Origin of the sequence: Nostoc sp. UIC 10607, from assembly GCF_047228265.1 — a bacterium.
Lineage (GTDB): Bacteria > Cyanobacteriota > Cyanobacteriia > Cyanobacteriales > Nostocaceae > Nostoc > Nostoc foliaceum_A.
Genome location: NZ_JBIQNW010000018.1, coordinates 114,718 through 127,385 on the forward strand (window position 1 = coordinate 114,718; position 12,668 = coordinate 127,385).

The 12,668-nt window shown below is 43.6% G+C and carries 6 protein-coding genes and 1 pseudogene; 5 read left to right on the plus strand and 2 right to left on the minus strand.

The annotated features are described in order from the left end of the window. Positions 1-93 precede the first annotated feature (93 nt). Positions 94-2,823: a zinc-dependent metalloprotease gene (locus tag ACEYW6_RS17565; RefSeq protein WP_412980723.1), complete on the plus strand. Its 2,730-nt coding sequence runs from the start codon at positions 94-96 to the stop codon at positions 2,821-2,823. Positions 2,824-2,982: 159 nt separating this feature from the next. Here ACEYW6_RS17565 and ACEYW6_RS17570 read toward each other — a convergent pair whose 3' ends face one another. Both ACEYW6_RS17570 and ACEYW6_RS17575 read right to left on the minus strand, forming a co-directional pair. Continuing rightward, positions 2,983-5,181 carry a CHASE2 domain-containing protein gene (locus tag ACEYW6_RS17570; protein WP_412980724.1) on the minus strand — a complete coding sequence of 733 codons (2,199 nt, stop codon included), beginning with the start codon at positions 5,179-5,181 and terminating at the stop codon, positions 2,983-2,985. A gap of 197 nt (positions 5,182-5,378) precedes the next feature. Beyond that, positions 5,379-5,663, minus strand: a complete 285-nt coding sequence (locus ACEYW6_RS17575) for a hypothetical protein (protein WP_196509752.1) — start codon at positions 5,661-5,663, stop codon at positions 5,379-5,381. A gap of 175 nt (positions 5,664-5,838) precedes the next feature. Between ACEYW6_RS17575 and ACEYW6_RS17580 the strand changes: the two genes are divergently transcribed. The 4 genes and pseudogenes from ACEYW6_RS17580 to ACEYW6_RS17595 all read left to right on the plus strand — a co-directional run. Next, the gene (locus tag ACEYW6_RS17580; protein ID WP_412980725.1) at positions 5,839-6,072 is read left to right on the plus strand and encodes a helix-turn-helix domain-containing protein; all 234 of its coding nucleotides are present in this window, start codon (positions 5,839-5,841) and stop codon (positions 6,070-6,072) included. A gap of 12 nt (positions 6,073-6,084) precedes the next feature. Continuing rightward, entirely contained in the window at positions 6,085-10,860 is a 4,776-nt protein-coding gene (locus ACEYW6_RS17585) for a PAS domain S-box protein (RefSeq protein WP_412980726.1), read from the plus strand. A 102-nt stretch (positions 10,861-10,962) separates the two neighbouring features. Further along, positions 10,963-11,910 (plus strand): D-2-hydroxyacid dehydrogenase, encoded by a 948-nt coding sequence (locus tag ACEYW6_RS17590; RefSeq protein ID WP_412980727.1) that lies wholly within the window; start codon positions 10,963-10,965, stop codon positions 11,908-11,910. A gap of 433 nt (positions 11,911-12,343) precedes the next feature. Further along, a pseudogene (locus ACEYW6_RS17595) lies at positions 12,344-12,668 on the plus strand (IS4 family transposase); the annotation flags it as partial.

Genomic DNA, 12,668 nt, shown 5'->3' on the forward strand with positions numbered 1-12,668 from the left:
CCGTAATTCCTAGATATTTGAAGGGCTTACAGACGACAAATTAATCCACATTTTTCCTCAATACGAGAACTGCTTTAGGTGGAAAGCCAAAGGATGAAATACTGGATAAAGAAATTAGCAATTTGTATAGTATTACTGTATAACTTGCTCCTATCAAGTGATTACGCAGGAGCAAACCAACTTTCAAATATTGATGTGCAACAGCTAAATGCACTCCCGGTAGTTGAAAACTTAGCAAGTGCTGACAATAATCTTGCTAAGAGTAGAAAAGAAGATTTTTGTCGAGTGCATGAGGTTGCCAAAAGAATAGATAAATTAGAGGGACTCTTCACAGTTTATTGCAGTGAGGATTCGGGCAAAATTTACTTAGAAATTAAACCAGAGCAACTAAATAAAGACTATCTAGCTATAGTGACATTAGAATCGGGCGTTGGGGAAAGGGGAATTTATAGTGGATTACCTCTTTCTGATTTTCTCTTCTACTTTCAACGAGTAAACAATAGATTGCACTTTGTTGTGCGTAATGTGAAATTCCGTGCAGAAAGTAGACCAGAACAGCGATCGCTTGCGCGTTCTTTTAGCGATTCAGTTCTTTATTCGCTCGAAATATACACTATTGATCCGCACAGTAAAAATATTCTGATCAACCTGGATGAACTGCTAATGCAGGATTTTCCCGGATTAACTCCCCTATTAAAATACTCTTTGCAAGCTGATTACCACTTGGATGCACACAAGTCTTATTTGGGAGATGTTAACAGCTTCCCAGAAAACGTAGAAATTGATTCTATTTACGGTTTTTCATCACCAGAAGGAGCAAATTTAGTCACCGTACCCGATAGCAGGGCACTCACTCTGAAGGTACACTACAGTTTTTCTCAGCTTAGAGAAAACACTGGTTATATTCCCAGACTTGCAGATGACAGAGTAGGATATTTTATTACTGCTTTCCAAGACTTCTCTAATAATAATGCTCATGAATCATTTGTTCGTTACATCAATCGTTGGCATCTAGAACCATCCGATCCTAAGGCTCCTTTATCTCCACCCAAAAAGCCAATTGTGTTTTGGATTGAAAATGCTGTGCCAATAGAGTACCGCGGTGCAATTCGTGAAGGTGTTTTGATGTGGAACAAAGCATTTGAAAAAGCTGGATTTCAAAATGCTATTGAAGTGCAGCAAATGCCAGATGATGCTGACTGGCAACCGGCAGATGTACATTACAACACTATTCGCTGGTTCAATTCTTTAGATGCAGGTTTTGCCAGAGGCCCAGTGCGCGTTAATCCATTCACCGGGGAAATATTGGATGCAGATATTATTGTGGATGCCAATATGGTGCGCTCAATTCAGCAAGAATATCACGCACTTATGGATGGGCACTTTTCCCAACTGGGTAAAAACTCATGTCCAGCTAATTTATCTGCAATGTTATCGAAAGGTTTTAAAGCTTTTCCTGAACAACATTTAGCAGACAATGAACTGTGCTATAGCATGGAGTCTTCATCTCAAGCAGCGATGGGGGCGTTGGTGTTGTCAATTTTGCCAAGCACTACACCCAGTAGTGAAACGATGAAAGAGTATGTGCATCAATACTTGCGTTCTCTCATCGCTCACGAAGTCGGGCACACTCTCGGTTTACGCCATAATTTCCACGGCAGCACCATGTTAGCGCCCGAAGAATTAAATAATACTGAAATCACTCACACAAAAGGTTTAGTGGGTTCGGTGATGGACTATCTACCCGTGAATATAGCTCCACAGGGAGTACAGCAAGGTGATTATTTCCCAGGAGTTGTTGGGCCCTACGACGAATGGGCAATTGAGTATGGTTATAAAAAAAGCCAATCAGTAGCACTTGAAGGAATCATTCCAGAATCAGAAAAAAGTTTTTTAGAGCAGATTGCCCTAGTGTCGCCTCAACCAGAATTATCTTATGCAACTGATGAAGATATCTGGGACATTAATCCTTTGGCAAATGTCTGGGACATGAGTAGTGATGTGCTACTTTATTCGCAATGGCAAATGGATAATGCTCGTTTTATGTGGCAGCACCTTGATAAAGGTTATCTATCGAAAGGAGAAAGTTATAGTAACCTGCGTGGCTCATTCAATAGAGTACTTAAATATTATTTTCGCAACGCCACCTTGCTTTCTAAATACATTGGTGGACAATCTTTTCGGCGTGTCCATGCTAGTGATGATGCTTCTTGGGCATTTGTACCAGTTTCACTTTTAAAACAACGTCAAGCATTGACAAAGCTTCAAGAGTATGTGTTTGCTGAGAATGCTTTCAGCTTTTCACCACAATTGCTCAATCAACTAGCACCATCGCGCTGGGAACACTGGGGTAGTTCTGTACCTAACAACCGCCTTGATTATCCAATTCACGATCGCATTCTGAGTTTCCAGAGTGCGGTACTGCGATCGCTACTAGACAGCGATCGCCTGAATCGTTTACAAGATATAGAATTGAAAACCCAGCCTGGAGAAGCGCTTTCCATCCCGGAACTGTTAGACACCCTGCAAACAGGCATCTGGACAGAAGTTTTAACTCCAGAAGAACCAAAGCCAATTTCTAGCATTCGCCGTTCATTGCAACGGGAATATCTGAATATTTTGCTAGAGATGATGTTGGGTACTACTGATACACCTGAAGATGGTCGGACACTGGCTTGGTATGAATTGCGCCAACTGCAAAAAGCGATTGATGTCAGACTCAAACAACTGAGTGAAAGCCTTGATATTTACACCCTAGCCCATTTAGAAGCTTCTGGCGATCGCATCACTAAAGCATTAAATGCCCAGTTACTTTCTAAATAGGAGGTTTGGCTTATATCTGGGTCGGTGATCCGAACGGCGTACAAAGCCAAATTCTGGCTACTTGGATTTTTTATGCTGTTCTCAATCAATTATTTATTAATGTGGCGTAGTTTACCGCCGTAGGCATCTTGATGGTTCCGGGATTTCTAATCGCCAGGACTACATCCGTTTTAAATCTTGTAAAACGGCGGCGGCTGATTGATAGCGATCGCTAAAATGATAGCAAACCATCTTATCTAAAATTGCCGCTAACTCTTCACTCACTTGCACCGTTTCTCGCCACATCACATTACCCGTTTCTGGATCTGGGTAGAGTTCTTGCGGTGGTATCCCAGTTATGGCTTGAATAGCAATCATTCCTAAAGCATAGATATCACTGCACAAGCGGGGATGACCGGCAAATTGTTCTGGAGGTGCATAACCCCGCGTCCCGATGGCTACTGTGGCTAATTCTGTTTGCTCACTACTGGGCGGTTGCATCAATTTGACAGCACCAAAGTCAATCAATACCAGCCGATTATCTTGAGCGCATCTAATAATATTAGTCGGTTTGATATCACGATGAATCACTCGATGTTGATGAACAAATTCTAGAACTTCTAAAACTTGTTTGAGCATCTCAATTACAAATGATTCGTTCTGCACATTTTGCACAGGTGGTAATTCTTCACTTAAGGTATGTCCCTCAATATATTGTTGAATTAAATAAAATTCTTGGTCATCTTCAAAATAAGCAAGTAGTTCGGGAATCTGATGATGTCTACCCAAAGATTGTAAAATTTCAGCTTCACTATTAAACAACCTGCGAGCAACTTGCAAAAACCGTGTATCTTGGCGGGCTGGCATTAACTTTTTCACTACACAAATCGGATTACCCGGTCGTTGAGTATCCTGTGCTAAATAAGTGCGACCAAATCCACCAGCACCGAGAGTTTGAGATATTTTGTAGCGTCCACTCAAAAGCAAATCACCTGATTTTGTTTCTCGTGAATCAATTGGGGGAAGAAAATCAATAGACGAATCGGGAATTGCTGTTTTGTCTTCTAAGAGGACATTTAATTGGGCGATCGCTTCTTGTTGTTTTTCAACTTGCAGAATAATCACCTGAGTTTGTCGCTGATTTTGGTAGCTAGTATAAGCAATCACACAGATACTACTAATCACCAAAGCAAGCGCAGAAGGGATTAACGGCACCCATCCGGCTTGCAAAAACAAAGCAACGCAGATTAATACCAAGCCAAGTAGAGTTGTCCCTACTACTACTAGCAAATGCAACGGATTTTGCCATCGCCATGCTAAAACACTACCTAAAAGCGACCAACCCAACACCCAAATCAGTTCCATCCAGTCTGGCCAATACCAAATTAGCGATCGCCCATCCAACACTGTACTGATCAGTTGACTGGCTATCTGTGCATGAATAAACAGAGCAGGCATTCTAGCTGGTTGATCTGGCAAAGCGCTGTAGGGTGTATAAAAACCACCTGGAGGTAAATTAGCCGCAGTAGTGCCAATAATTACAAGACGGTCTTTGACTAAATTGGGGTTGACTTGTCCAGTGAGGACTTGTGTGAGGGTTACTTGGTCGGCGAGGCTGTCGGGGTGACGGTAATTTAATAATATTTGATAGCCATCTGCATCCAGATGTTGGTAGCTACCGGAATTAGCTTGTAAACGCCAGAACAGGGTTTTACCTAACTGAAAATCTCCTTTCTTAGTAAAGTGGTATTCAATGCCTTGTCTTTCCAGATAATTAATTGCAATGAGGGCACCAAATGCAAATGATGTTGTACATTTCTGGTCTGTAGAGTTAGCAAATAACAAACTACGGCGCAGTATTTGGTCGTTTTCATTGTCAGCAACCACATCGCTAAACCCAACATTATCTATAGGGACATTCGGCGGCGGTGGAATTTCATCTCTACCCAAGCTGCTGAACAAGCAGGTGCTGATGATGTTATCTTGATTTTGCAGATTAGCCGCCAAATTGTTGTGTTCTGGTTGGAAAAGATATAAACCAACAATTCGCGGTTGATAAGACTCTATTTTCTTTAATAGCTGATTGATTGTCCGATCTGATAGAGTCCATTTCTCTCGTTTGAGATCCTCATCAGTGATTTTTACTAGCAAAATCCGCCGATCGGGTGCTTGTGCTGGACGCGATCGCAACATCTGGTCATAAACTCTTAACTCCCAAGGCTGCAACCATTTGAGTTCCCGAACTCCCCAGATAAAGGCGGTGACTCCCACACTGGTAACCAAAATAATTTGCAACCAGCTTTTGCTCTTGGAAGTTTCACGGGAATCCTGAACTTTGACAAAGGGGACACGGAGTTTTTCTAATAGTCCACTAATCACGGCGTTGCGGCGGTAGCCTGAATTGGGTAGATGTTGCAGGCGCAGAAGTTAATTTTCGGAATCTAGGTTAATAGCTATTTAACCTGAAGCTCCTATTAATGTAGCAATTTACTTGCTGGTTAGAGACCTTGGCGTACTCTTACTCTTAAAATTGAGACACAGCGTCAACCACAGAATAAGACAATCGCGCTATACGGCTAATTCTCTGTTTGAGATTTGTGAGCATCTTCAACAGAACTGGCAATTGGGAAAGAAATAGGACTAGAAGATGGGGTTAGTGAATCTAACTGGGGTTGTTCTAGTGATGCTTCGATACTCGGATCATCAAAATAAGAGCCAACGATTTTATCGTAGTTAGAAGCAACTGCTAAAAAAGCACCACCCAAAATATAGATAGGTAATGGCAGATTGAATTCTTGCAACCAGTCAAACAGTTCTGCTAAAGCAAATAGCACAAAAAAGCAGGCAAGCCAAACCCTCATATTTTCATTCCCTGGATTAAAACAACTCTATTACTAGCTTAAATAGCTTGAATGATAGTTGATGTAGTACATAATCACCAACTTACAACCTCTATAACTCTAGATAGATGTAGTGAGAGTTATAGCATCTGCTATATTCCAATATCTAGTAGAAAAATAAAAATATATTTAGCTTATGCCAGCAATCGAACAGCCAAAGATTGCAGAGTTGGTTCGTGAGACTCGGCAGTGCCTCAAACTTTCACAGGTAAAACTGGCAACGATGTTAGGGGTTTCGTTCCACACTATAAACCGATGGGAAAACGGACGGACACGACCTTCGCCACTGGCTATGAAAGAAATTGAAAAGCTATTATACCAAATGGGAGAACCCGGTAAAGCGCTTTTAGCCAGATACTTTCAAAAATGAGGAGCAGAGACTGTGACTGCTGAAGTGACAGCAACTATCACCCAAGACGTTGAACAAGTCTTAGCTAGGATCAGCGATGCTTTTGTCATATTGGATCGCGAATGGCGCTACACCTACGTTAATGACAAGCTAGCTGAACTAGCTGGGATAAATAAAGAAGACTTCTTAGGCAAGAGTATTTGGGAGTTTCCTGACACAGTTAATAGCATACTCTACACTGAACTGTACCGGGCTGTTGCCGAACAAGTTCCAATAAATTTTGAGTATTTCTATCCAAAATGGCATCGCTGGTTGGAAAACCGCGTCTATCCCTCAGAAACTGGCGTATCATTCTTAATTACAGATATTACTGAGCGCAAACGCAGCCAACAGCTTTTAACTGCCCAGTATGCGATCGCTAACCTCCTCTCTGAGGCGACTACGCTTGTGAATGCAGTTCCAGCTATTTTACAATCCTTGTGCGAAAGTTTAGGATGGCAAGCTGGGATCATCTGGAGTGTTGACGATGAAGCTAATGTTCTCCAGCGCATGAGTACTTGGTATTCATCTGACTTGGAGAAAGAGCCATTCAACCAACAGACAATTGCTTTGGGTGAAGAGTTACCCGGTCAGATTTGGGCAAGTGGTCAACCTGTTTGGATTTCAGAACCCGCTCAAAACGAGAATTTTTTTGCCGCCGCCATCGGATTTCCGATTCGGCTGGGTAATAAAATTTTAGGTGTGATCGAATTTTTCAGCGACGAAATTTCAGAACCTGACACTAATTTACTCCAGATGATGAGTGCGATCGCCACTCAAATTGGTCAGTTCATTGAGCAGCAGCGAAGTTCGTCGTTACTGCAAGAAAGTGAGGAAAAATATCGTCGGATTTTTGAAACCTCAGGTGTCTCGATTGGGGAAGAAAATTCACTTGATAATCTAAAAGCTCAAGAGGTTACAGATTTGCGGCAATATTTGGGTGAACAGCAGCAAGTAGAAGAAAATCTGCGTCATAGTGAAGCACGCTACCGCTCACTGGCAGAAGCAAGCGCATCCATAGTCTGGTGCGCGGGGCCTTGGGGCAACGTTGTTGACGAGATTCCAACTTGGGAGGCGTTCACTGGGCAAAATCCCGAAGAATACAAAGGATGGGGTTGGGTTGACGCACTGCACCCAGATGACCGGACATCTGTAGCTGCTATTTGGCAACAGGCCTTTTTTGGACGCAGCGTTGCAGTTGCCGAATATCGTGTTCTGCGGCATGACGGCGAATACCGTTACATGAAGATACGCGGTGTGCCTATACTCGATGAAACAGGCGAAATCGAGGAATGGGTAGGAATGTGCGTAGATATCAGCGATGTCTACGACGAGCTTCGCTTACGCAAACAAGCTGAGGCAGAACGTGAGCAATTGCTGGCGCTACTGAAAACAGAACAGGCTCGCTTGGTTGAAGCTAACGTTCTGCTTGATACCCTCTTCAATAACGCACCTATAGGTATTGGCTTATGGGATGAGAAATTGAGATACGTTCGATTGAATGATGCTTTAGCTGAGATTAATGGTTTTCCCCAAGAGGTGCATATCGGTAAGACCGTCGCCCAACTGCTACCTGGGGTAGATTCTGCGGTGATGGAAGCTTTCCAGTATGTGATCGAAACGGGAGAATCTATTGCCCAAGAGGCCAGCGGAGAGACACCAGCCGCGCCTGGAAAGCAGCGGCACTGGTCGGTAAATTACTATCCGATTAAACTACCCGGTGACATTACCTGGGTGGGTGCAATCTGCCAAGAAATCACGGAGCGCAAGCAAGCAGAAGTCGAGCGTGAACAGCTGTTTGAGCGGGAGCAAGCGGCTCGTGTTGAGGCTGAAACTGCCAAAGAGCAAGTTACTAAGATTTTAGAAAGTATCACTGACGGCTTTCTTGCCTTTGATAGTGAATGGCGCTTTACTTACCTCAATCATGAGGGAAGCAGAACTCTGGGGCGTTCCTGCGAGGATCTGCTCGGAAAAAATTTGTGGTCAGAATTCCCAGAACTGGCTGGTACTAGCTTTGGTCAGCTTTATCAAAGGGCAGTTGATCTAGGAATGCCGCTTGAGCTTGAAGATTATTACCCACCCTTTGATGCATGGTTTACGGTTCGCGCCTATCCTTCATCCACAGGGTTATCGCTTTATTTCCGTAACATTAATGTCCGCAAGCAGGCAGAGGCAAAACTGCGCGAGAGTGAGGCGTGTTTTCGGCTGCTGGCTGAGAATTCAACTGATATTATTTCACGTCATACAGTAGATGGAACTCTTCTGTACGTTTCACCAGCTTGCTACACAGTATTGGGGTATCAACCAGAGGAACTAGTAGGTCATCACAGCCAGGAGTTAGTTCACCCAGACGATTTGGTAGAGATTGCTAGTAATTACCCAGTCAATGCCGATTTACCAGATATTTATACCATTACTCACCGTGCTCGTCACAAAGACGGAAATTATATCTGGTTGGAAGCAACTATTCGAGCTATTCGCGATCGCCAAACTAAAGAAATTGTAGAGATGCAGGCATCATCGCGCGATATTACTGAGCGCAAGCAGGTAGAGGAGGAGCAGCGTTTTCTAGCTGAAGCTAGTGGAATTTTGGCTGCATCATTGGACTACGAGACAACCTTAGCCAGTTTGACGCGTTTAGCAGTGCCTAAAATAGCTGATTGGTGCTTAGTTGATATTATTTATGACAATCAATTAGTCCGCAGGATTGCAGCAGCCCATGCCAATCCAGAGAAACAAGAATTGGTAGAACAGTTACAAAATTATCCGCCTGATTTGACACGAAGAGAAGGTGTTGCTGAGGTAATACGGACAGGCAAGTCACAAATTATTCATTTTATTTCTGATGAACAGATGCAAGCGGCAACCCAGAACACCGCTCACCTAAAAATCTTGCAAGAACTAAATCCTACATCTGGCATGAGTGTACCGCTCATAGTTCGAGGAAAGGTGTTAGGAGCCATGAATTTGGTATCTTCTTCAGGTCGTCGCTACGACACCAAAAGCCTAATGTTAGCTGAGGAGTTGGCTTGTCGTGCTGCCGTAGCCGTTGATAATGCCCGACTCTATACAGAAACAGAGCAATCTCAACAGGCGACTTTACGGGCAGCATCTCGCACTGCGCGTCTGCAAACCATTACCGCTGCGCTTTCTGAATCTCTAACTCCGGCACAGGTTGCTGAAGTAATTGTAGAGCAAGGTATGGCAGCTATGAGAGCTAGTTCTGCTTTAGTAGCACTAGTGACTAAAAGTGGTACTGATCTGGAAATTATCCGAACCGTTGGTTATCAACAAGAAGCAGTAGATTCATGGCGTCGATTTTCTATTAATGCATCCGTACCACTGGCAGAAGCAGTGAGAAACAAGCAGCCCATCTGGCAAGAGTCAACAACAGCAAGAATTGCTCGTTACTCACATCTTGCTAAAGAATATGCCCAGCTTGACTACGGCGCTTGGATTTCAATTCCATTGATCATCGAGGGACGAGCCATAGGGGGAATGTCTCTAGCTTTTGCCGAGATTCAGGAGTTTAATCAGGATGACCAAGCCTTTATGTTGGCATTAGCACAGCAGTGCGCTCAAGCAATGGAACGTGCCCGCCTATACGAGGCAGAGCAAACGGCACGCGAAGCAGCAGAAAACGCCAACCGGATTAAAGACGAGTTTCTAGCAGTCCTTTCTCATGAATTGCGATCGCCACTCAACCCAATTTTAGGATGGTCTAAGCTACTCCAAACCAAAAAACTTGATGAAAAGACAATCCCTCAAGCCCTGAAGACTATTGAGCGAAATGCTACATTACAAGCTCAACTAATTGAAGACTTGCTGGATATCTCCCGGATTTTACAAGGTAAACTTAGCCTGAATATCTACCCAGTTGATTTGACATCTGTGATTTCGGCAGCAATGGAAACAGTCCGGTTGTCGGCAGAAGCTAAGTCAATTGAGATGCACATCAGCCTGAAACCAAATTTGGGGCAAGTTTTGGGTGACTCCAGCCGATTGCAGCAAGTCGTCTGGAACCTGCTCTCAAACGCAGTTAAGTTTACACCTGCGGGCGGACGGGTTGACATCCGACTATCATCATGTACTAATTCCAATTCCAACTCAGCACTAATTCAAGTCAGCGACACTGGCAAAGGTATCGACCCCAATTTTCTACCTTATGTGTTTGAATATTTTCGCCAAGAGAACAGCAGCACCACCAGAAAGTTTGGTGGACTGGGATTAGGGTTAGCGATCGTCCGTCACTTAGTCGAACTGCATGGCGGCACAGTCCAGGTAGAAAGTGGGGGCGAAGATCAGGGGGCAACTTTTACTGTAAGACTCCCACTGATGCAAAATCAATTAGAGATAAAACAGGACACTAGCAACTCAGAGACATCCTCAAATTTAAATGGTGTCAATATTTTAGTAGTGGATGATGATGCAGATACGCGAGAATTCATTGCCTTCTTGCTAGAGCAGTATGGGGCAAATGTGACAGCAGTAGCATCAGCAGAAAAAGCACTAGCCGCTTTAAGCCAATCCTTGCCAGATATACTTTTAAGCGACATTGGGATGCCAGAAGTGGATGGCTGTATGTTCATGCGACAGTTGAGAATGCTGTCACCAGAGCAGGGAGGGCAAATTCGAGCGATCGCACTTACCGCCTACGCTGGAGAAATGAACGCCAAACAGGTACTTGCAGCCGGATTTCAAAAGCATCTTGCCAAACCAGTAGAGCCAGCCGAATTAGTAGATGCGATCGCCAACTTAATAGCTGAATAAACCTGCCTCTACCTTCATACTTGATTATTTGTGACCATCAAAACAAAGAGATTCTGCGGCTTGGGTTGCACAATCCAAAATGGAATTAGGGAGTAGCAAATAGTGAAACTAATTTTACCCGATCATCTGATTGCTGATATTAAGCCACACCTACCATCTGATATAGATGTTGTAGAGGTGGATAGTGAAGGTAATCTCGATGGTGATGCCAGTGATGCAGAAGTTTATGTCAATGGATTTTATCTGAAAACCTCTACTCTTGACAAAGTACTGACAGCAGCACCAGCACTGCGTTGGCAACAGTCACCAAGTGCTGGTGTGAATCACATCCTCACGCCAACTTTTTTGCAAAAGGACATCATCCTCACCAATGGCGCAGGGGTTCACGCAATTCCAATTTCGGAATTTGTATTGGCATTCATGCTTTATCACGCCAAGAATCTGCGAAAGTTGCAAACTTTGCAGAATGAACACACTTGGGTAAGAGGAGTGTTTCTTGAAGAGTTGGCAGACGCGACTTTATTAATTCTCGGTACTGGGAATATTGGCCAAGCGATCGCATCTCGTGCCAAAGCCTTTGGAGTTAGAGTTTGGGGTAGTCGCCGCCATCCCGAACCCTTGCCGAATTTTGACAAAGTTGTGGGTGCTGATGAGTGGCGATCGCTCCTACCAGCAGCCGACTATGTAGTTATTGCTACACCTTTAACTCCAGAAACTAAAGGCTTGATCGATGAAGCTGCATTGCGCTCTATGCGTCAGTCTGCTTATCTAATCAATATTGCTCGTGGTGCGATCGTTGATGAAGTTGCATTACTCACCGCACTACGTGAAGGATGGATTGCGGGTGCTGGATTAGATACAGTGGCTACAGAACCTCTGCCACCAGAAAGCCCCTTGTGGTCACTACCGAACGCCTTTATCACACCCCATTGTTCAGCCCTTTCACCACCGCTGAAAGAGCGCATAGCACAACTGTTTCTCGACAATCTCAAACGCTACCAAACCGGTCAGCCTTTGCGGAATGTCGTAGACAAGCAGGCAGGATACTGAGCAATTCAAAAGATCCAGCATTCAGATTGCCATTATTGTCACTTTACCCGTAAGCTTGCCGTTGCGGCAAATTTATTTGTCGTTTGCCAAATTAAATGACCACTTGACAAATTAATGACCTTCAGAATATTTACCTTAAAACCCTTACCGAGTCCACCCGTGACAGGTTAAGTAAAAGTGCATTTTGTCAATCAGCTAAAATACTCAAAAGCCAGTTAGTGAAAATGATAATCGTAGTGAGAGGTTGGGAAGGAGGCGAGCGTCGCTCGCCTCCTTCCTCAGTATTTGATTATCATTATTAAACAAGTTGTTGACAGGGCTAATGTTCTTCAAAAACAAGAATGTTACAACAGAATAATTAAGGAAGAAGTGGGCAACATTATTAGGTAAATTCAATGATTAAACGAGGTAATGGAAAGTTTGGTTTACCGTCATGCCCAAGCGACCAAAACAAAACTCTGACCACGCACAACGACATCAGACTCCGACTATAGATAATGAAGTCATCGCCAAACACTTAGAGGCTTTATTAACCCCAGCGGTTTTTGCTCAACAAAAATATTATAAGCAGTTAGGATTACGAGATAGAATTCTGAATTTGTCATTTATGGTGGCAGCAGTTTTAACACTGTTGTGGCGGCAAGTTCCTGGCGTTCAAGAGTTAAATCGTCTGTTAGCAAAAGAAGGTTTATTATGGTGTAATCCAACAAAAGTTGCTCAACAATCATTATCAGAAAGGTTTTTAGTTTTCCCTGCTG